The 20,307-nt window shown below is 41.7% G+C and carries 19 protein-coding genes; 5 read left to right on the top strand and 14 right to left on the bottom strand.

Features of this window, described 5'->3' with window-relative positions; genetic code table 11:
* Positions 1-51: 51 nt before the first annotated feature.
* Complete coding sequence (locus FMM05_RS08370) at positions 52-867, top strand: UbiA prenyltransferase family protein (RefSeq protein ID WP_143372888.1); 816 nt, start codon at positions 52-54, stop codon at positions 865-867.
* 136 nt (positions 868-1,003) lie between these two features.
* Here the strand turns inward: FMM05_RS08370 and FMM05_RS08365 are convergent, their stop codons facing one another.
* The 5 genes from FMM05_RS08365 to FMM05_RS08345 form a co-directional block, all read right to left on the bottom strand.
* Positions 1,004-1,873 carry an SAM-dependent methyltransferase gene (locus tag FMM05_RS08365; RefSeq protein ID WP_143372887.1) on the bottom strand — a complete coding sequence of 290 codons (870 nt, stop codon included), beginning with the start codon at positions 1,871-1,873 and terminating at the stop codon, positions 1,004-1,006.
* Between the two features lie 4 nt (positions 1,874-1,877).
* Entirely contained in the window at positions 1,878-2,324 is a 447-nt protein-coding gene (locus tag FMM05_RS08360; RefSeq protein WP_143372886.1) for a hypothetical protein, read from the bottom strand.
* Between the two features lie 22 nt (positions 2,325-2,346).
* Positions 2,347-2,715, bottom strand: a complete 369-nt coding sequence (locus tag FMM05_RS08355) for a hypothetical protein (protein ID WP_143372885.1) — start codon at positions 2,713-2,715, stop codon at positions 2,347-2,349.
* An 86-nt stretch (positions 2,716-2,801) separates the two neighbouring features.
* On the bottom strand, positions 2,802-3,158 hold the full coding sequence (locus FMM05_RS08350; RefSeq protein WP_143372884.1) for a hypothetical protein: 357 nt from the start codon (positions 3,156-3,158) through the stop codon (positions 2,802-2,804).
* A gap of 11 nt (positions 3,159-3,169) precedes the next feature.
* On the bottom strand, positions 3,170-3,673 hold the full coding sequence (locus tag FMM05_RS08345) for a GbsR/MarR family transcriptional regulator (RefSeq protein ID WP_143372883.1): 504 nt from the start codon (positions 3,671-3,673) through the stop codon (positions 3,170-3,172).
* Between the two features lie 164 nt (positions 3,674-3,837).
* Between FMM05_RS08345 and FMM05_RS08340 the strand changes: the two genes are divergently transcribed.
* Entirely contained in the window at positions 3,838-5,271 is a 1,434-nt protein-coding gene (locus FMM05_RS08340) for a T9SS type A sorting domain-containing protein (RefSeq protein WP_143372882.1), read from the top strand.
* A gap of 321 nt (positions 5,272-5,592) precedes the next feature.
* Positions 5,593-8,802, top strand: coding sequence for a T9SS-dependent choice-of-anchor J family protein (locus FMM05_RS08335; RefSeq protein ID WP_143372881.1), 3,210 nt, complete (start codon positions 5,593-5,595; stop codon positions 8,800-8,802).
* Between the two features lie 345 nt (positions 8,803-9,147).
* Here FMM05_RS08335 and FMM05_RS08330 read toward each other — a convergent pair whose 3' ends face one another.
* The 7 genes from FMM05_RS08330 to FMM05_RS08295 form a co-directional block, all read right to left on the bottom strand.
* Complete coding sequence (locus tag FMM05_RS08330) at positions 9,148-11,175, bottom strand: M3 family metallopeptidase (RefSeq protein ID WP_143372880.1); 2,028 nt, start codon at positions 11,173-11,175, stop codon at positions 9,148-9,150.
* A 10-nt stretch (positions 11,176-11,185) separates the two neighbouring features.
* Positions 11,186-11,506 (bottom strand): type II toxin-antitoxin system RelE/ParE family toxin, encoded by a 321-nt coding sequence (locus tag FMM05_RS08325; RefSeq protein ID WP_143372879.1) that lies wholly within the window; start codon positions 11,504-11,506, stop codon positions 11,186-11,188.
* Positions 11,506-11,730, bottom strand: a complete 225-nt coding sequence (locus FMM05_RS08320) for a hypothetical protein (protein ID WP_143372878.1) — start codon at positions 11,728-11,730, stop codon at positions 11,506-11,508. The genes FMM05_RS08325 and FMM05_RS08320 overlap by 1 nt, the downstream gene beginning before the upstream one ends.
* A gap of 317 nt (positions 11,731-12,047) precedes the next feature.
* A complete protein-coding gene (locus FMM05_RS08310) occupies positions 12,048-12,275 on the bottom strand; it encodes a hypothetical protein (RefSeq protein WP_143372877.1) in 228 nt (75 codons plus the stop codon).
* 51 nt (positions 12,276-12,326) lie between these two features.
* The gene (gene purE, locus FMM05_RS08305; RefSeq protein WP_143372876.1) at positions 12,327-12,815 is read right to left on the bottom strand and encodes a 5-(carboxyamino)imidazole ribonucleotide mutase; all 489 of its coding nucleotides are present in this window, start codon (positions 12,813-12,815) and stop codon (positions 12,327-12,329) included.
* A gap of 124 nt (positions 12,816-12,939) precedes the next feature.
* A complete protein-coding gene (locus tag FMM05_RS08300; protein WP_143372875.1) occupies positions 12,940-14,091 on the bottom strand; it encodes a 5-(carboxyamino)imidazole ribonucleotide synthase in 1,152 nt (383 codons plus the stop codon).
* A 38-nt stretch (positions 14,092-14,129) separates the two neighbouring features.
* A complete protein-coding gene (locus FMM05_RS08295; RefSeq protein ID WP_185965534.1) occupies positions 14,130-14,705 on the bottom strand; it encodes a dihydrofolate reductase family protein in 576 nt (191 codons plus the stop codon).
* 225 nt (positions 14,706-14,930) lie between these two features.
* On the opposite strand from FMM05_RS08295, the gene FMM05_RS08290 reads away from it, so the two are divergent.
* A complete protein-coding gene (locus FMM05_RS08290) occupies positions 14,931-16,394 on the top strand; it encodes a glycoside hydrolase family 130 protein (RefSeq protein ID WP_143372873.1) in 1,464 nt (487 codons plus the stop codon).
* A 185-nt stretch (positions 16,395-16,579) separates the two neighbouring features.
* On the top strand, positions 16,580-17,869 hold the full coding sequence (locus tag FMM05_RS08285; RefSeq protein ID WP_235894384.1) for an MFS transporter: 1,290 nt from the start codon (positions 16,580-16,582) through the stop codon (positions 17,867-17,869).
* 351 nt (positions 17,870-18,220) lie between these two features.
* On the opposite strand, the gene FMM05_RS08280 is transcribed toward FMM05_RS08285, so the two are convergent.
* Both FMM05_RS08280 and FMM05_RS08275 read right to left on the bottom strand, forming a co-directional pair.
* Positions 18,221-19,465 carry a cation:dicarboxylate symporter family transporter gene (locus FMM05_RS08280; RefSeq protein WP_143372872.1) on the bottom strand — a complete coding sequence of 415 codons (1,245 nt, stop codon included), beginning with the start codon at positions 19,463-19,465 and terminating at the stop codon, positions 18,221-18,223.
* Positions 19,466-19,523: 58 nt separating this feature from the next.
* On the bottom strand, positions 19,524-20,069 hold the full coding sequence (locus FMM05_RS08275; RefSeq protein ID WP_143372871.1) for a hypothetical protein: 546 nt from the start codon (positions 20,067-20,069) through the stop codon (positions 19,524-19,526).
* Positions 20,070-20,307: the final 238 nt, after the last annotated feature.

Below are 20,307 nucleotides of genomic sequence, written 5' to 3'. Positions count from 1 at the left end.
AATTTTTCATTGCAAATACAATGCTGTTAGCATATTGATTATTTTTGTAGGATGAAGGTGGCAAAACAACTGTTCTACATATACATACACGGCAGCATACACGTGGCTTTTGCCGTGCTGGCACTGGTTTTAATGACCAACCATATGTTTGCCAATCCGTTTGATGCACCTATGGCGGGCTTTGCCTTTTTTGGGACGGTTTTTGGCTATAATTTTATAAAATATGAGTCGGTTTTTCGCAACCGCAAGCCGGTAGGCACAATTACAAAGGTTATAGCCGGCATAAGTGTGCTTGCTTTTGTGGTTGCTACGGCCTGTTTTTTATTGCTGAACCGTGTAACGCAGCTAACTGCCATTGGCTTTTTTGGGCTTACGGTTTTGTATGCAGTTCCGTTCTCTAAAAAAGGTAACCTGCGTAACTTTACCGGGATAAAAATTTACATAGTGGCTTTTTGTTGGGCGGGCATTACCACGCTTTTACCCTTGGTACAAGCCAGTACCACGCTGTACAGCGATGTGTTCTTAAAATTCGGGCAGCGTTTTTTGCTGGTTATAATCCTGATATTGATTTTTGAGATTATCGACTTAAAAGAAGACAACCCCCAACTGCAAACCGTACCCCAGAAAATAGGGGTAAAGAACACACGACAGCTAAATATTATGCTGCTGATACCTTTTTACTTTTTAGAATTTTTAAAAAGCCACGTAGACCCTAACCAGCTTATAGTAAATATATTCATGCTGCTTGCCGTGGGGCTCTTTACCATTTTTGCCACCCCCGAACGCTCTAAATACTACACCTTATTTTGGGTAGAGAGCATCCCTGTTTTTTGGCTGGGGATGGTATTGCTGGTTAACGCTTTGTGAGGTAAGTTTAATTTAATTCTCATATTTTTCCTCTGTCGAAATAGATAGGTAAGGCATTCCATTTCGAATGAAGCGCAGCGAAATTGAGAAATCTCAAAACCGTGCACGAAGTGAGACTCTCGCGCCAGGAACTCTATCACTTACTACACGTTATAATATAGTAACCAAAATTATTCATTTGCACGCCAGATAAAAGCGCGAATAACGACCCTTTTAAGTTTTGCATGCTTTGCGGTTTCAGTTGCTGGTTTTTTAATAACTTTTTTATGATAAAACCAGTTATAGCAAACGGCACGTGCAATACGGATGGCGCCACCCTGAACGATACATCTTCTACAGTGATATTATTAAAGCCAATCTCTGCCAGCATAATTTTTAGTGCCGGTATGTTGCCCAGCTTTTCCAGGCTCCAGCCGTTGCACAGGCCTTTATAACAATAACTGCCGCCGATGCACAGCTCATTATAATCTTTTTTTAGAAACGCATCACCAACTACCAGTTTGGCGCCTGGTTTTAAAATGCGGTAGGCTTCGGTAAAAGAATCGGCGCTGTGGCCGCTGTGGCAAAAGCTCTCTATAGCCAGCGCGCCATCAAAACTGTTGCTTAAAAAACCTGTGCGGTTGTAATCGCCTATGGCAATGTGGCCGTTGTAGCTTTTTAAAAGCTTGTTGCCTTCGGTAGCCTGAAAGTCTGAAAATGTTATGCCGGTAATCCTAAGGTTTGGATTGTTGTACAGGCCGTATCGAATCGTGGCACCCATACCGCAACCTAAGTCGCAAAGGTTTGTAGCGTTAGGCAGTCGTTTAAATATCTGGCGGTTCATTTCGTTAAGCATGGTGTCGCGCCTGAACGGGTTGGTGCGTAACGGACTGTAATACCCGAAATGCATATTAAAATCCCGACTCCAAAATTTATAGTCTTCGGTGGCTTCGTTATAAAAGTCGGCGGTTTCTATCGCATTTTCTTCGTGTTGTAATTGGGTTTGGTGTAAGCTGGCGGTAGTCATGGTACTATAATTTAAAGGTTGTAATATCCGGTAAGATTGTGTAGCAGCAACAGGTGTAAACCACGGCGAACAGCACAAACAGCGCATTCATGCAATAGCTGCCAATTTTAAAAATACGCTCTTGCGGAATCTGGTACATGGGATAGTATGCGATTTGTGTAGCTACTTTACCTACCCAATAAGCCGCAATAAGTGCAGTAAAAGCTACTGCAAGGGCAGTTTGGTTTTTAAGGTCTTCGGTAATAAGCAATGCAATAAGCCCAAAGCTAAAGTTGAGTCCCTGTATGTAGCGCCCGTAGGTTTTGGCAATTTCCTGGTTTAGGGGTTTTAACTGCTTCACATCGTTATACCAATCGAAAACACGGTGGCGGATGTACGGGTAAATTAGCGCGGTAAAGATCTGGCCGATACCTCCCAGTATAATGAGCCAGTTGGGTATATTAAAGTTCATGGTGGTTGGTTTTTAAAATTTATTATTCCTGATTTTGAATATGTTTATTGATTTTGTAGGTCACATAAACAAAATAGCAAGCAATGAGCATAGGCGTTATGTAAAATGCCATTAAGTAAGAATAGGTGCTGTTAAGGACCATAACCGGCTTTACTGATATTGCCCATATACCAACAGCTATCCAGTAATATAATAGTAGTAACCAGGTTCTTTTATTCAGTTTTTTAAAATATCCTATTGGCAATAACAAAGCAGCAAGAGGCTGAAAGATTCCAAGAAAACATTGTACCATTAGCCCATGCCCTCCAAATATATAAAGTAGTATTGTTAAAATAACTAAAGCAGCATTAAGAGCGTGCATTGCGTATATTGTATTGTAAAGTGGTTTCATGATTCTTGTGTGTTTTAAACTTTCAGAAAAAAATGAAATATTTTGATTTAGTTATTGATGATTTGCGATTTGAAATTTGTTATTTGTTATTCGTTACCTCGAATTTCGATCGAAGGTTTTTGTTTTTCCAGTTTCATCTGTATATATACAATGTAAGTAAAGTATAGCGCCAGCATTACCGGGATGACAAAAATGTAAAATTCGTAATTACCTATAAAACCCCAAATAAGAAAAAAGACAGCTACGATAGCAAAATAACTAAACAGTAACGGGTTGCGGTGTTTGCCTAAGATCATTATAAGTGCAATGATAACCTGCGCCGCTCCTGTAACCATAGTAGACAGCGCTGCCATGATTAAAAATTCTTCATCCTGTATGCCTATCAATCCAAGAATAATAGGTATAATAAGTACAATATAATTTATGGCTCTTATAGCTTTCATAGAGGAGATGTTTATTTCATAATTTTAACTACCAGCCTTGCAAGCCAGTTGTCTTTATATTCGGTTACTTTTTCCAGCATGTTGTCGGCTTTTAATACAAAGTCGTATAACTTGGTGGTTTGCTCGGTAAAATGTTTGGCTTCCTGAGAGGTATCACTCACGGTAGAAGACACCTCTTTAAGCACTTTAAGGGCAGGCTTAATTTCGCGCTTGCTGCGTTCCTGCGCAATTTTTACAGCAAGCTCATCAAGGTCTTTCTCGGCGCTGAAAAACTCACGGCGCTCTCCGGCTTTATACTCCTTATATACAATACCCCAGTCCATTAACGCCCTAAGGTTCATACTGGCATTACCACGCGATATTTGCAACTCCTCCATAATATCTTCCATGCTAAGCGCATCGGCTGATACCATTAACAAAGCGTGTATCTGGGCCATAGTCTTGTTAATGCCCCATTGCGAGCCTAATGCGCCCCAGGTTTGTACAAACTTATTTTTTGCGTCGCTAAATTCCATAGATCAAATGTATAATATATTATTGAACTTTCAAAAATAAATGAAATATATTTTAATAAAATATTTTGAATACCTCAAAATTCATAACTCTTAGCGGTTTTTTCATAAGTTCTCGTTTATACATGTAGGGTACTTTTGTTAAAAGATAATTAAAAAATAATGTTATGAAAAAAATCGCTACACTTTTACCGCTGTTTTTGTTAAGCCTTTCAGGTAATTCTCAAACCCATTTTTGTGGCGTACCTCATCATACGCACGAAAAAGAATTGCAACGCCTAACGAGGCTAAATACGCTTAAAAATTCGGCAGCAGCCTTACATCTGGCCGATGGCGATATAACCTACGTACCCATTAAGATACATCTTTTTGGGCGCAATGATAATACGGGTTATGCCGATCCCGATGCACTTAACGATGCACTGGCAGAGCTGAATAAAAAATTCCGGTCCATTAATGTGGAGTTTTACTTTAGCGGATCGGACTTTAATTACTATGCAAACGACCAGTTTTACAACGGTAACCAAACAGAGCAGCAGGGGCTTACGTTTCATAACAATAACGGTGTTGATAATGCTGTTAACCTGTACATAGCAAGAACGGTACGGTCTAACAATGTGGTAGTGGGCGGGTGGGCTTTCCTGGAGCCGCAGATGCAGCAATTTAACAGGATGTGGGTGTATACGCTGGGATTAAATGACAACAAGACCCTTATACACGAAATGGGCCATTACTTCGGTCTGGAGCATACCTTTAATAATTCTGACCATGAAAATGAGTTTGAAAGGGAACTGGTAACCCGTAATGATTCGGAATCGTTCCCAAGGCTGTCTGCTAATTGCGATACAACGGGCGATTTTGTTTGCGATACGCCTTCAGACCCTTTCGGGCTTCCCAATACCAATGTAATTGATTGTAATTATGTGGGTACGGCTGCTGACATTAACAACGACCAATTTGACCCGATAGTGGATAATATTATGGGCTATAACTTTTGCGATACCAATACTCTTACTCAGGGACAGTACGACCGCATGACCGAAGGTACACTCATGGTAACTAATGGCTGGAATTTTACCCTTGATGCTCCCGAAACCCCACAACAGGCACCGGGCAATGTAACAGTAGCAGCAAATACTACAGGTGTAACCATATCGTGGGAGGATAACTCAACCGTAGAGACCGGCTACATAATAGAGGAGGCCACAAACCCTGACGGGCCTTATACGCCTATAGGTGGGGTAAGGGCAAACGTAACATCATTCAATCATCAGGACGGGGCAGTTGTAGGCAGTTATTACAGGGTAAAGGCATCAAATACAAAAAATACATATAGCACTACGGCGATTTTGGGTACTACAGGATTCGTAGTACAGTCTCCTGCTTTGTACCCAAATCCTGTATCGGATATATTACATATAAACATGCCCGCCGGTACGGCTGTAAGCAGCATTTCTATAAGCGATGTTTCGGGTAAAACAGTGCTGCAGAGTTTGGGTAATCTGGGCAGCATTAATTTAACCGGCCTTGCCGGCGGCATGTATATTGTTACCGTCAAATCGGGCGATAAAAATTTTATTCATAAGGTTATTAAAGAGTGATTAGGTTTTGTTTTTTGTTACGGCACTGTCTCCCGGAGTTTCTTCAGGAGGTATTGTTTTTTTTAAGGTATCAATTCTAATAATATCCTTGTAAAATACTGTAAGCTTAAATTTCTATAAAATGAATATATTTTTTATTAGGTATTGATTTTGAGTTATTTACAATGTGTGTGTCGCTGTTTTTATCATAAAACGTCACTTTTTTATTAAGGTTAAAATTTTGGTAATGAGTTCTTTATGTAAAATTTTTAGGTAGGTTGCGGCAAGTTTAATTATTGTTTCATCAGGATTTTTATAAAACCATTACTAATAGTACTGCTTATGAAAAAAATTACTATCTATCTGTTAACCTTTCTCGCAATTAATTTAGTGCATGCGGGGGTAGTAAGCAAGCTGCCGGTGCACGACCCTGTAAAATGCAGCCCTAAATGTGCCCCGGTAGAAAATCCTGTTGCCACTTTTTTTGAGAATTTTGATGGTGTAGCCACTCCCGGCCTTCCCGCAGGGTGGAGTTCTATAATACGTGGAGAAAACATCAATGAATTCGCCTTTATAGAAACTTTTGATTACAGCTATTATCCGCTGTCACCATCTGTGCCTAACGTAGTGCGCATAGGTAACGGTAATACTTCTAACGTTACCGATGAGATAATCCTGGTAACACCGGAGCTTTCTACCCTAAACTCCGGTACTCACAGGCTGAGGTTTATGGCATCGGGCAATAATTATGGTGTGCCAATGCACCTGGAGATCGTTACTTTAAACAATAATACCAATACCGCTGTAGCTACTTATTTTGCTACGGTTGATACCGAAAACGACTTTTTTGCACAGCAATATATCGTAGATTTTTCGGGATATACGGGTACCGATACCTACATAGGCATAAAACTGGTTACACCTAACTGGGGTCAGGATATCTTTATAGATAACGTTACTTGGGAGGCGACACCCGTTTGCCCGGATGTTGCGTTATCATCTATTGCGGTTACGCAGGTTACTCCTGATGGCGCGACTGCCGACTGGGATACCGGTGCAGCCACCTCATGGCAGGTAGTGCAGGGCAGTGCCACGGCTACCAACCCTGATGCTCTTACACCGCAAACCGTTACTGAAAGTGGTATATCATTTACAGGGCTTGAGCCTTTTACAAAATATGCCTTTTGGGTACGATCTGTTTGTACGGGTGGTAATGGTGCCTGGATAGGCCCGATCTATTTTAAAACCGATTGCGACCCTGTAACCGAATTTAATGAGAATTTTGACGACGAATCTATCGTTACGCCTGCAATGCCCGATTGCTGGACTGACTTGTTAGATCCTGTAACGTTTGGCCTCTCAAGTGCTTCGGTACAAACCATACAATTCCCATCCATAGCCGTGTCCGGCCCTAACGCCGTTGTGTTTAACAAAGGCTTGCTGGATACCGCCGGCAATGATAAGGTAATACTGGTTAGCCCAAGGGTTTCTAATATTGGCGCGGGTACACACCGTTTCCGCTTTTTTGCACGTTCGGGCTCACCCGATGTTTTAGAAGTAATAACCCTTAACGGGAATAACAAATATGCCGATATTACTGTAGTGCAGAGTTTTACAATAACCTCGGCTACAATGACGGAGCACGTTATCAATTTTGATGAGGTTACGGTGACTGATGATGTGCATTTAGGGTTGCGTTACAGATCTAATTCAACAGCAAGCAGCTCTATGTATGTAGATAATGTGGTTTGGGAACCAATACCGGATTGCCCCGATGTTTCCGGTATAGCGGTTAATGGAATTACTACAACTACTGCTACAATAACATGGACAGCAGGCGGCAGTGAAACCGCCTGGGAAGCAGGCTACAGCCTGGGGGATGATACCAACCCAGCTGCAATAGGCACAGTAGCTGCTACAACTACGCCTACAGCAGAAATTACAACGCTTACCCCTCAAACCGATTATAACGTTTGGGTACGATCTGTTTGTGATGATGGCAATGGCTTATGGATAGGCCCTATTGCATTTAGTACGGCCTGCCTCGCAGTAGATGCCTTTAGCGAAAATTTTGATAACAATGCCATTTATACCATGCCGGTATGCTGGTCGGCTATAAAAAGGGGCGAAACACTTTCGGCAATTGCACAGGTTACTACCATAAATGTACCTGAAGCATCGGCTACCTCGGTGCCTAACAATGTATCCATCTATAAAGGAGACTCAGGGCTGGACGACGACCTTATTATTGTTTCGCCACAGGTAACCAATTTAAATGCAGGTACACATCACTTAACGTTTAACGCATTTATACAAAATTTTGCAGGCGAATTGCAAATAGGTACGCTTAGCAGCAATAATCCTGATGATGCCGTATTTACATCACTACAAAGCATACCGCTTACTGTTAGCTTAACCCCGGCTCCGTTTACGGTTAATTTCTCGGCCTATACAGGTTCTGATACTTATATAGGGATCAGACTCTACAGCGCCTCACAACATACAGCCGTTTATTTAGATAATATAGTTTGGGAGCCTGCCTGCCCAACCGTTACAAATGTTAGCGCAGAAGAAATTACAACCGTTGCGGCTAACATTACCTGGACTGCAGGTGAAGCTGAAACCGAATGGCAGGTGGTATATACTGATGATGCAGAGGCTACTCCCGGCAGCCTGACCCCAATAGATGTTACCGGTGAAACCGTAACACTGCTTACAGAGCTTACTCCGGCAACTACTTATACCGTTTGGGTACGCTCTTTATGCGACAGCGGCAACGGAGTATGGGTGCCGTTTACTTTTACAACGCAGTGCCTGGCGGTGGATTCTTTTGATGAAAATTTAGATACTACGGCCCTGCATGAAATACCTGCCTGCTGGACCGGTATTTTACGCGGCAATACCTTGGCCGAAAATGCAATTATAGAAACAGCTGCCATGCCGGGCGAGTCAGCACCCAATGTTATCGCTATTTACAAAGCCGACTCGGATGTTACCGACGACCTGATACTGGTATCGCCACAGCTTACCAACTTAAATGCCGGTACGCACTACTTAACGTTTTATGCGTTTGTAACTAACGGATCGACCGAAGTGCAGGTGGGTACGCTGAATAATAATACTAATGATGCCGTGTTTACAACCTTTACAACGGTTAGCGTAGCATCGGTAATGGAGCCGCAATCATTTACCATAGACCTTACCGGCTACACGGGGACTGATACTTATATAGGGCTACGCTTAAACAGCAATGTGCCACACACTGTGGTGTTGCTTGATAATCTAAAATGGCAAACTGCATTGGGCACCCCTGATTTTGATAACAGCGCATTTAGCTATTATCCTAATCCGGTTAACGATGTGCTTACGGTTTCATATACTAATGACATCAATACTATTTCGATATATAATTTGTTAGGTCAAAATGTTTTAGAGCAAAACATAAATGCAACAACAGGGCAGGTAAACATGCAGGCACTTGCGGCAGGAACCTACCTTGTTAAAGTGACAGCTGGCAGCAACCATAAATATATTAAGATAGTGAAACAGTAATAGTAGTGTTTTTCTTTCCCAAGAATCCCTCCGGGAGCAATTTTGGAGGTTGTTTTATTTTCCGTATTTTTTTGATTAAAAAATGCTGTCGGGTAGTAGCGACAGCATTTTGTTTTTATTATATTTTTTACCACAAAGGCACAAGGGGTTGCACAAAGAACACAAACTTTATTGCAATAAGGATTGCAATCTAATGATCGGATTGAAGGCCACAAAGCTTAGTGTCCTTCGTTGCCTGGAACAAGCCCGATAAACTTAGTGCTTCTTCCTACAAGCCTTGCGGCGCGCTTGTGGTTAAAAATATTCAGGTTGTCTAAAAATCCAAGTATCTAACCATCCAATACTCTATAAGAGCCCTGCCCTTTTTAACAAGGCTTCGGGTTTTGGTTCCTGTCCTCTAAAGCGTTTATACAATACCATAGGGTGTTCTGTACCACCTTTAGAGAGTATGTTGTCTTTAAATTTAGTCGCGGTTTCTTTATCAAAAATACCTTTTTCCTGAAAGAATTCAAATGCATCGGCATCAAGCACCTCAGCCCATTTATAGCTGTAGTACCCCGATGAATACCCACCCTGAAAAATGTGTGAGAAAGCCGTACTCATTGCATTCTCTTTAACTTCCGGGTACAGTTGCGTTGCTGCAAATTGCTCGGTCTCAAAAGCCTTCAGGTCGGTAATATTGCTTGGGTCGGCGCTGTGCCAGCCCATATCTAATAATCCGAAACTTAGCTGTCGCATAGTGGCAATGCCCTCCTGAAAGCTTGCGCTCTCCTTAATTTTGGTAATGTACTCCATAGGTATGACCTCGCCGGTTTGGTAATGGTGGGCAAACAGTGCCAGGGCCTCCGGCTCGTAGCACCAGTTTTCCATAACCTGGCTTGGCAGCTCTACAAAATCCCAGTACACACTGGTGCCGCTAAGGCTTGGGTAAATGGTGTCGGCAAGCATACCGTGCAGGGCATGCCCAAATTCGTGAAACAGGGTAGTAACCTCGTTAAAGGTTAGTAACGATGGCTTGGTCTCGGTAGGTTTTGTAAAGTTGCATACAATAGATACATGTGGCCTCTCATTAACGCCGCTTAAAACGTATTGCGATTTAAACGATGTCATCCACGCGCCGTTGCGCTTGCCCTTACGCGGAAAGAAATCAGCGTAGAAAATAGCAACAAGGTCGCCGTTTTCGCCCACAACTTCATACGTGGTAACATCTTTATGGTATTTATCAATATCCTGAACCTCTTTAAACGTTAACCCGTACAATTTACCGGCAATAACAAACGCGCCGTTAAGTACGTTTTCCAGTTTAAAGTAGGGTTTTAGTTTTTCGTCGTCCAGGTTGAATAACTTCTGTTTTAGTTTTTCTGAATAATAAGCACCGTCCCATTTTTCTAAATGGCCTAAACCATCAAGGTCTTTAGCGAAAGCGGTAAGCTCTTCAAACTCTTTTTGGGCAGCCGGTTTGGCCTTTGCCAACAGGTCGTTTAGGAACGTTTTTACTTTAGCCGGACTTTCTGCCATACGTTCTTCTAATACAAAGTCGGCATGCGAGCCATAGCCCAAAAGGTTGGCGCGCTCATGACGCAGTTTTACTATTTGCAGAACGATTTGCTGGTTGTCGTGCTCGTTACCCTGAAAGGCTTTTGCGCCAAACGCAATCGCCATTTGCTTACGAAGCTCGCGATTATCGGCATAGGTTAAGAACGGCACATAGCTTGGATAATCAAGCGTAAACACCCAGCCTTCTTTCTCAAGGCTTGCGGCTAATTCTTTAGCAGCCTCAATAGTACCTTCGGGTAGGCCCGATAAGTCGGCCTCATTTATAATATGCAGTTGGTAAGCGTGGGTTTCGGCAAGTACATTTTCACCAAACTCCAGGCTTAGCCTGCTTAGCTCTTTGTCAATTTCGCGGAGCTTGTTCTTTTTATCCTCAGGCAGGTTAGCGCCGTTGCGGCTAAAGCTTTTGTATTGCTTGTCTAACAGTGTGGTTTGCTCGGGCGTTAGGTTAAGTGAATCTTTTTTATCATAAACAGACTTAACGCGTTCAAACAAATCTTTGTTTAAGCGAATATCGTTACCAAAATCCGACAGCAGCGGAGAAACCTCCTGGGCTATCTTCTGGATATCGTCATTAGTTTCTGCCGAATGCAGGTTAAAGAAAATACTTGAAACCCGTTCTAATGTGTCGCCACTAAACGTCATTGCCTCTATTGTATTCTCAAAAGTAGGTGCTTCGGGGTTGGCCACAATAGCATCAACTTCTTTGCGGGCTTTTTCTATACCGGCTGTAAAAGCAGGCATAAAATCTTCGGTTTTTATTCCGCTAAAGGGCGCGGTATCGTGTTTGGTAGTAAATTTTTGCGTGAGTAGGTTCATGGTAGTGTTTTTAGATGCGCCCATAGTATTTGCGTATCTCTTTAGTAATAGATTTAAAACTGCTGCGGTTATCAAGAACTGTTACAACTTCAATTTCGTCGGGTTTAATTCGGTAAAGAAAAGAGGTTTGCTTGGTTACAACGCAGAGATGTAAGTTGGGAAATTGTTTTGATTTTATGCAGCTTTCAGGATATTTAGAAATATGTAAAAGCTTTTTTTCAAAGTTGTCTTCAAAATTGTTGGCAATTTTTAAAGACCATTCTCTTTCAAGATAATCAAGCAAATCATCTAATTTTCTTGCGGCAAGGTCAGATAAATTTATGATATACATTACCTGCTACGCCTTCTGATTTTAAAATCTTCCCAGGAAATTTTTTCGCCCCTGTCTAATTGCTCAATTCCGTATCGTACCTCCAGCTTTTCATCTTCAGAAAGTTCATCGTAAAAATCTTTTTTTTCTTTGGTAATAAGTTTGCGCACTTTCTCAATCAATTTAGAATCTTCTAAATCGAGTATCATTTTTGCCAGTTCTATTTTAGATGCCTGAATATCCATTGCGAGCTTTTTATCAAAGTTACAAAACTATCTTAATTTGAAATTATTTAAATCCTGGTAATTATTCCAGAAACGAAGTAATTCGATTTTATTATCCTCAATAATATAAAATAAAGAAATCTGTTTTACAATTACAATCTTTAAAACTCCATTATAATGTGTTTTAATAAATTGAACATTATTTCTTTTCAGCAAGTTCAAGGTGTTGTCAACATTTTCAATAAAAGAGATTACTTCTTTCTCCGACTATTCATTTTCTAAATATTCAATGTTTTCCCAATAGTCAAGTTTGGCAAGAGGAGACCACTCTATAACCATTATTTAAAATATTTGGGATAGCGCGCTTTTGTTTCTGCCATAACAACATCGTGAGGTATACCTCCACCATTCTGTAATTGAACCAGTGCAGAATCAATTGCTTTTTTTTGTCGATCAGATAGTGTGCTTTCGGATTTTATAAAATTGATAAACCTATCTATAACAGATGAATCCTCTATTTCCATGATCATTTTTGCCAATTCTATTTTAGATGCCTGAATATCCATTGCGAGCTTTTTATCAAAGTTACAAAATTTAAAAACGCAAAACAGGGAATATTATTCCCTGTTTCTTAATACGTCACTTGCCTTATTAACGGCTTCTTTAAGACTAAGTTTGTAGGCTATTATTTTTGAACGGATCAACTCGTCGTGGCTTCCTAATATTTGTGCGGCGAGTATACCTGCATTTTTAGCGCCATTTAGGGCTACTGTTGCAACAGGTACACCACCTGGCATTTGCAATATAGAAAGCACGCTATCCCAACCATCTATACTGTTGCTTGATTTTACAGGCACGCCAATAACCGGCAGAGGAGACATACTTGCTACCATGCCCGGTAAGTGGGCTGCACCACCAGCACCTGCAATAATTACATTAATGCCGCGGGTGTGGGCCGTAGTGCTGTATTCATACAGCTTCTCAGGTGTGCGGTGAGCCGATACAATATCTACCTCCGTATCAATGCCAAACTCTTTTAATATATCTATGGCATCCTGCATTACCGGCATGTCCGATATGCTGCCCATTATGATTCCTATTTTCATTTTTTAAATTGTTGTTTGTTGTTAGTTGCCGGTTGTCGGAAACTCCAAATAACCGAATTATCATTTTTAGTTATCGGTTGATGGTTGCCAGTTGTCGGAAGCTTCAAATAACCAAATCCACAAATTAACAAATTACCCTAATAGTGTTCTTAACTTCCTGGGCTACTCTTCGTGCTTCGGCGATATCCTGGTTTACTATGGTAACGTGTCCCATCTTGCGGAAAGGCCTGGTTTCTTTTTTACCGTAGATGTGCGGTGTTACACCATCCTGACCCAGTATCTTTTCGATATTTTCGTACACTACGCTGCCGCTGTAGCCTTCTTCGCCCACAAGGTTTACCATAATACCGGCCACTTTACTGTCGGTGTTACCTAATGGTAAATCTAAAATGGCACGCAGGTGCTGTTCAAATTGCGATGTGTAGCTGGCTTCGATAGAGTAATGCCCACTGTTGTGTGGCCTCGGGGCAACCTCATTAACTAATATTTGGTCGTCTTCCGTCTGGAACATCTCTACCGCAAGTAAACCTACGTGGTTAAAGTGCTCCGATACTTTAAGCGCAATAGCACGGGCGTTATCGGCAACGGCATCATCTATACGAGCCGGGCAAATAACATATTCTACCTGGTTGGCCTCCGGGTGAAACTCCATCTCTACCACAGGGTAGGTTTTAATTTCGCCACTTGGGGTACGGGTTACAATAACAGCCAATTCATTCTTAAACGGAATCATCGTTTCCGCGATACACTGCACATCGGGCAGGTTGTTAAAGCTATCAGTGTTACGAATAACCTTTACGCCGTTGCCATCATAACCGCCCTCGGTGCTTTTCCAAACAAAAGGCAGGGTAATCTCGTTATCGGCTACAGCCTGCTTAAGGCCGGCTACATTTTCAAACCTTTTGTAAGCGGCAGTAGGTATATTATGGGTAGTGTAAAAATCTTTCTGGGTGCCTTTATTCTGAATAAGCCTTAGCGTTTTTGGCGATGGGTATACTTTTATACCTTCGCTTTCCAGTTTTTCCAGGGCTTCTATGTTTACAAGCTCAATTTCAAAAGTAAGCACATCTACCTGTTTACCAAAGTTGTAAACGGTATCAAAATCCATAAGGCTGCCCTTAAAAAATTTGTTGCTGCCTATTTTGCAGGGCGCTTCATCGCTGGGATCCAGCACATAGGTTTGAATGTCAAATTTACGGGTTTCGGTAAGGAGCATCTTGCCAAGCTGGCCGCCGCCTAAAATTCCCAGTTTAAAATCAGAAGAAAAATAGTTCATTATAGTACTCGTGTTTGCAACGCCAAAGATACTTAAAATTATTGTTTTGACCGTGGGCGATACACTAACGAAAGTACGCCTGTTGTATAAGTTTTACTTTTTACAAGTTCCATATCCAGCCATTCTTTATCATCGGGTAAAAAACGCATGCCTTTACCTACAAAAGCCGGGGCAAGGGTAATGTGGTATTCATCAAATAAGTTGTGGGCTGCCAGTGCCCTGCACACGGTAAGGCTGCCCCACAGTATAATGTCTTTGCCTGGCTGATCCTTTAGCTCCTTTACATAGTTTACTGCATCCTCGGCTACTACCGTTGCCGGATCCCAATCGCCCCATGGCACCTCCTTTAAAGTTTTAGAAAAAACAATTTTAGGTGTGCTGTTAAGCGCCGGGCCTACAGCCTCTTTATTAGGATCAACATCCGGCCAGTAGTCTAAAAACATCTTATAGGTAGTGGCACCTAACAGTATAGTGTCTATATTTTTCATCAGCTGCAGCTGGTCTTCCTCCCAGCCTTCGTTGTATTTAGGATATTCAAAAAATGCAGTTGTATCCTTGCTGTCTGCTGCAAAACCATCTATAGATAGCCACTGCTGTGCTATGAGCTTTCTCATAATCTTTAGTTTTATCATTGCTTATAATAAAGTTAGTAATTGTAATTGTGTGCCATAATTAAAGGTTTGTGAAAGTTTGTGAGGGTTACAACTACAATGTTGTAGTATTTTTCACTTAAATTTAGCATTTGGGGCAACGGGCTGTGTGGAATTATATTCGTATTTTAGAGGTTCGATAATTCGATAAACCTGAGGCAACTGCCTTGATTAAAACCCTAAGGAGGCATGAGACTATCTGTAGAAAGAAAACCCGTTAAGGTACTACCCGATACTAAACGTGTTATAGCACGTTATTTTTTTAATGGAGAAGAACGTGCCATAGAACTGATAAAAAAAATAATGGCGCTGGATAAGGAAGAGACCTTTGCATTGATATCGCCATTATTGCAGGATTTTTCTAAAAGGCACCGTAACATTACCCGCAAGCTGCTGCGCAATGCAGAGCGTGTAAAAAAATACGTTACTGCGGCAGGCTTTGAATATGAAAAGCTGGATGAATACTGCAAACTGCTCATAGGCTCTTATTTTACGCACGAGTACAGTATTGAGTCGGCGGCATTCTTTAACCCATCAATTATACCTGACCCCGACCAAAGTAACCTTGAGGAAGGCCAGTTGCGCGTTATTATAAGCTTTAGGGCAGTGGGCGAGGGGCACGTATCATCGGTAGTATTCCGACGTGCCATGATCGATAAAAACAGCGATATCACGGTTATACCCGCGGGTAACTATATAGATGAGGCCGAAAAGGTGCACAATGTTATGTATCAAAAAAGGCTGTTCCTTAAAAAAGCATCTGAAGCCGATATTAACAATGAGTTTATGCATGCCGTGGGCGATAAGCTGGAAGACCGTTTTAATTACGATCAGCTTAAGCTCCTTATTAATGAGGCTAAGCAGCAAACCGATGATGTTAAGGTACTAAGGGAGTATAACCTTATATTGGCACTGTCTGACAGTTACAGGCGCATCACCTTTAGCAAGGATACCGATATTAGCGACAGGGTAATTTTCCCGTTATCTGATTTTGAAAGCAAAGGGATAGAAGATGCCCGTTTTGTGCATTTTACCGATGAGAACGGCAAAAAAACTTATTATGCTACCTACACGGCTTATGATGGTGTACACATTATGCCCAAGCTGCTAAAAACCTATGATTTTTACGATTTTAAAACGAGCCCGTTAAATGGTAACGGGGCCAAGAACAAAAACCTTGCGCTGTTTCCCCGTAAGATAAACGGCAAATTTGCCATGCTATCAAGGATTGACGGGTGGAACAACTACCTTATGTACAGCGACAATATTAACGAGTGGGACGACCCTATTAAAATTCAGGGGCCGGAATACCCGTGGGAGTTTGTGCAGATAGGTAACTGTGGTTCGCCTATAGAAACACCCGACGGCTGGCTGGTTATAACGCACTCGGTAGGCAGTATGCGCCGTTACAGTATTGGGGCATCTTTACTAAACCTTGATGATCCATCGATAGAAATAGGTCGTTTAAAAGACCCGCTTATTGTACCAAACCCCGATGAGCGCGAGGGTTATGTGCCTAACGTAGTGTACTCGTGCGGATCTATTATTCATAACGATGACCTTATTGTGCCTTACGGTTTATCCGACCACAGTTCCGGCTTTGCAACCGTTAAACTACAAACATTATTAGACAGGCTTAAAGCCGGAGGATGATAAGTAAGATTGTATAAATAACTACCCTGATGTTTTTTTGCTGAAAGCGAATAAACGTCGGGGTATTTTTTTTGATTAAACAAAAGTGTACAAATAGTTGATTTTTATAAAAGATTTCATAATTGTATCATCTCCTATATAATAACAGGGGCGTACCTTTGCAATAATTAATAATACATATAAAAGTGGATCAGGAAGAACAGGAACCCGTGCAATCAGGGTTTTTTATAAAGAACCCCGTTTTGCAACTACCGGAGTTTAGATCGTTTTTAAGCATTCGTTTTGGGCTGTTGTTTACCCTTAATATGCAGGTTACCATAATTTTTTACTGGATATACCATTTAACAAGGGATAAACTATCATTAGGCTTTGTAGGCCTTGCCGAGGTTATACCCGCAGTGGGCTTCTCTTTATTGGCAGGCCATTTTGTAGACCTTAACGAAAAGCGCAAAATGCTGCTGTTTTGTATTATAGGCTACATCTTTTTAGGGTCGAGCCTCTTTACACTTACCACGCCGCTTTCTTTAGAGCATCTCGGCATGCAAACCACGCTGTACCTTATTTACTTCTTTGTGTTTATAGGCGGTATTATACGCTCGTTCATGGGGCCATCGGTGTTTTCGCTGTTTGGGCTTGTGGTGTCAGACAGGAAACTTTTCCCTAACGGAACCAGCTGGAGTAGTATGGCAGCACAAACCGGAGGTGTACTTGGCCCATTAGCAGCCGGTTTAATGATAGCGTTAGATGGTGTTATACTGGGCATGTTTACGGTAGTGGTTATACAAATACTGCTGCTGATACCCATACTGCACATAAAATCTAAACCTATACTTAAAAAAGAAAAAGAACCCATACTGCAAAGCCTTTCTCAGGGAATTAAATTTGTAGTTAAAACCCCGGCACTGCTGGGCGCGCAAATGTTAGATATGTTCTCGGTACTGTTTGGCGGTGCCGTAGCACTCTTGCCCGTGTACCAGGTAGAGATATTGCATGTAGATGAGGTAGGTTTCGGGCTGCTAAGGTCGGCGCCGGGTATAGGGGCATTGGCCACCCTTGCCTTACTGGCATTTTTACCGTTAAAGACCAATCCCGGTAAAAAGCTGTTTGTAGCAGTTACGGGGTTTGCGCTGTCTATCATCGTATTCGGACTCTCAACTAATTTCCTGCTGTCATTTTTTATGCTGCTGCTATCGGGCATGTTTGATGCCGTTAGCGTAGTAGTGCGCAGTACCATATTGCAGCTTGTAACGCCCGATGAAATGCGTGGGCGCGTAGCAGCGGTAAACACCATGTTTGTAAGTTCCAGCAACGAGCTTGGCGATTTTGAAAGCGGCGTTATGGCGCACTGGCTGGGCACTGTTAGGGCGGTGGTAATGGGGGGCTGCTTAACGCTTGGTGTAGTAGCGGTTACATTTTTTAGCGCACCGCAACTTCGCAACTTTACTTTTGAAGACGAAGATAAAAAGAAGGCATAAAAAAAGGCCCGTACTTTTGGTACGGGCCTCCCCCAAAAAGAAGAAAGTTGTTTGTTAATTGTACTGATAAAACCCCAAAAAACTTTTGCTCTTTGCTTAAACAAATGGTATAATAAATTTAAGCTAAGCTTGCTATTTGATAGCTTATAAGAGCATTACTAAAGTATATAAAATAATAATTGAATAAATATATAATCGAATTTTTGTTGAATTATCAAAAAGTACGGATTTAATAACATTTTCTTTAAACTGAATTTATAGTATTTATTATTTAACTGAGAATTGTGAGTTAAAAATTCTAATATTGAACTATATCGTTTTAGTAGGCTTCTAAGAAATATCCTCTTAAATTCAGGGTTGTTCTTCTAAAACCGGCTCAATAGCCACAAATTCCTTTTCAGATTTGCTTATTACTATGGTTGCCACACCATTGCCTATAAAGTTGGTTAAGGCACGCGCCTCGCTCATAAACTTATCTACACCCAATAAAAAAGCCAGGCCCTCTACCGGAATTTTGCCAATGGCGGTTAGGGTAGATGCCAATACTATAAATCCGCTGCCGGTTACACCCGCCGCACCTTTAGATGTTATCATGAGTAGGCCTATAATGGTTAGTATCTCTGTAAGTGACAAATGCACATCATACAGTTGCGCCAAAAAGATAACCGACATGGAGAGGTAAATAGATGTGCCATCTAAATTAAAGGAGTAGCCTGTAGGCACAACAAGCCCCACAACCGCCCTGCTGCACCCCATTTTTTCCAGCTTTTCCATAAGGTTGGGCAAAGCAGCTTCGGATGATGAGGTGCCCAGTACAATGAGTAGCTCTTCTTTAATGTATTTGATGAATTTCCAGATGCTCATTTTGTAATAGCGTAATATGCTGCCTAAAATGAGGAAGATAAACACCGCCATAGTAATGTAAACGGTTAGCATAAGCTTACCCAGTGGCAGTAAGGTATGCAATCCAAATTTACCAATAGTATAGGCCATGCCGCCAAATGCCCCAAGCGGTGCCAGGTACATTACCCATTTTAACGCTATGAACACATATTTGCTGCATTTGTATAAAACGGATATTACGGCTTCGCGGTTTTTTAGGTAGTTTACAATGATGCCTGTTATAATGGCTACAATAAGCACCTGCAGGGTAAGGTTATCCATAAAGAATTTGAGCCAGCTGAATGCCTGCGCCTGCCCGGTGTATTTAGACGGGTCCTGCACATCTAATCCCGTACGGTTTATTTTACCGGGCTGGATAATGTATGCCACAGCTACGCCAATTGCCAGGGCAAATGTGGTTACCACCTCAAAGTACAATAACGATTTGATGCCTATGCGCCCTACCTTTTTAAGGTCGCCCATCCCGCTGATGCCTAATACTATGGTAAGGAAGATAATGGGGGCTATAAATACCTTTATGATGCTTATAAAACCCTTGCCGATGATCTCCATCTGCATGCCTTCTTTAGGGTGGTAATGACCCAGCAATACCCCGGCTAATATGGCCAATAGCACCCAAAAGGTTAGGTTGGTAGTAATTTTAAAGAGCAGGCTCCTTTGCGGCGCTATCTCATTGTCGCGGGTTACTTTCATAAGCCCGAAGATACTAATTTTTGCTCACCCGAAAAGGTTTGCGCAAACTGCTGCCTTACTATTCATTGATCTTCTTCAGGATGTCTTTGGCGGCAGCTTTGTAAGCAGCGGTGTGCTTTACGGTGTCTTCGGCAAGTATGCGGGCGAGTTCAGGGTAAATCCAGTCGGTTTGTTTGCCTGTAAGGTACAGGGTGCGCATGGAGTAGGCTTTTGTAGCAACTTTGCCATTGGGGTTAATGAGCCAGTCGAAAGCAGCCTCTGTAATTTGCTGTAGTTGGGTGTCGTTTAAAAAGCTGTTGTTTTTTTGATGGTGCTGCACGGCGAACATACAAATTTTAGAAACCGACCGTAAAGCGCCTTCGTGTTTATAATTTGGCAAAGTGCTGCAAAAGTGTGCTAACTCAAACTCCAAAAGTGAAATATCAGCCTCTAAAACCAGTTCTAAGATCCAACAGGCTTTGTAGTGATATTTGTCAGTAACATTTAAAGCAAGGTCAAAAAGTTCCCGGAGGAGGTTAGGGTTTGCTAATGCTTCAGCAGAAAGTTCATCGCGAATGGGGCGGTGGGCAGTGCTGTTTGATATTTTACTGTAAAAAGTTGCCATATTAATGACTAAAATACAAAAAATGGGCATAAAAAAACGGAGTCATTTTTATGACTCCGTTAATTGTAAAAAATAATTGATTGGATGTATTTTCTTAAACTAAACCAGAAACTGCTGCAAAGTAAGGCTTTATCGGTTTTTGATTTTGTTAAAGGATTGTTAAGTGCGGAAAACCCGTAATGAGAATGAGCATTTTACGGAAACCCGTAAACATAAATCAGGGCATAAAAAAAACGGG

The sequence above is a fragment of the Flavobacterium zepuense genome (assembly GCF_007097145.1).
In the GTDB taxonomy this organism is placed as follows: Bacteria; Bacteroidota; Bacteroidia; order Flavobacteriales; family Flavobacteriaceae; genus Flavobacterium; species Flavobacterium zepuense.
The sequence above is the reverse complement of the archived record's forward strand: the minus strand, read 5'-3'. Positions and strand labels throughout refer to the sequence as shown.

Coding starts and splice junctions, on each gene's coding strand:
- FMM05_RS08370 (WP_143372888.1), top strand. CDS start 52: ATGAAGGTGGCAAAACAACTGTTCTACATATACATACACGGCAGCATA.
- FMM05_RS08345 (WP_143372883.1), bottom strand. CDS start 3,673: ATGGAATTTAGCGACGCAAAAAATAAGTTTGTACAAACCTGGGGCGCA.
- FMM05_RS08340 (WP_143372882.1), top strand. CDS start 3,838: ATGAAAAAAATCGCTACACTTTTACCGCTGTTTTTGTTAAGCCTTTCA.
- FMM05_RS08280 (WP_143372872.1), bottom strand. CDS start 19,465: ATGAAAGTAACCCGCGACAATGAGATAGCGCCGCAAAGGAGCCTGCTC.
- FMM05_RS08275 (WP_143372871.1), bottom strand. CDS start 20,069: ATGGCAACTTTTTACAGTAAAATATCAAACAGCACTGCCCACCGCCCC.
- FMM05_RS08295 (WP_185965534.1), bottom strand. CDS start 14,705: ATGAGAAAGCTCATAGCACAGCAGTGGCTATCTATAGATGGTTTTGCA.
- FMM05_RS08330 (WP_143372880.1), bottom strand. CDS start 11,175: ATGAACCTACTCACGCAAAAATTTACTACCAAACACGATACCGCGCCC.
- FMM05_RS08320 (WP_143372878.1), bottom strand. CDS start 11,730: ATGGATATTCAGGCATCTAAAATAGAACTGGCAAAAATGATACTCGAT.
- FMM05_RS08355 (WP_143372885.1), bottom strand. CDS start 2,715: ATGAAACCACTTTACAATACAATATACGCAATGCACGCTCTTAATGCT.
- FMM05_RS08310 (WP_143372877.1), bottom strand. CDS start 12,275: ATGGATATTCAGGCATCTAAAATAGAATTGGCAAAAATGATCATGGAA.
- FMM05_RS08335 (WP_143372881.1), top strand. CDS start 5,593: ATGAAAAAAATTACTATCTATCTGTTAACCTTTCTCGCAATTAATTTA.
- FMM05_RS08350 (WP_143372884.1), bottom strand. CDS start 3,158: ATGAAAGCTATAAGAGCCATAAATTATATTGTACTTATTATACCTATT.
- FMM05_RS08360 (WP_143372886.1), bottom strand. CDS start 2,324: ATGAACTTTAATATACCCAACTGGCTCATTATACTGGGAGGTATCGGC.
- FMM05_RS08365 (WP_143372887.1), bottom strand. CDS start 1,873: ATGACTACCGCCAGCTTACACCAAACCCAATTACAACACGAAGAAAAT.
- FMM05_RS08300 (WP_143372875.1), bottom strand. CDS start 14,091: ATGAACTATTTTTCTTCTGATTTTAAACTGGGAATTTTAGGCGGCGGC.
- FMM05_RS08325 (WP_143372879.1), bottom strand. CDS start 11,506: ATGTATATCATAAATTTATCTGACCTTGCCGCAAGAAAATTAGATGAT.
- FMM05_RS08290 (WP_143372873.1), top strand. CDS start 14,931: ATGAGACTATCTGTAGAAAGAAAACCCGTTAAGGTACTACCCGATACT.
- purE (WP_143372876.1), bottom strand. CDS start 12,815: ATGAAAATAGGAATCATAATGGGCAGCATATCGGACATGCCGGTAATG.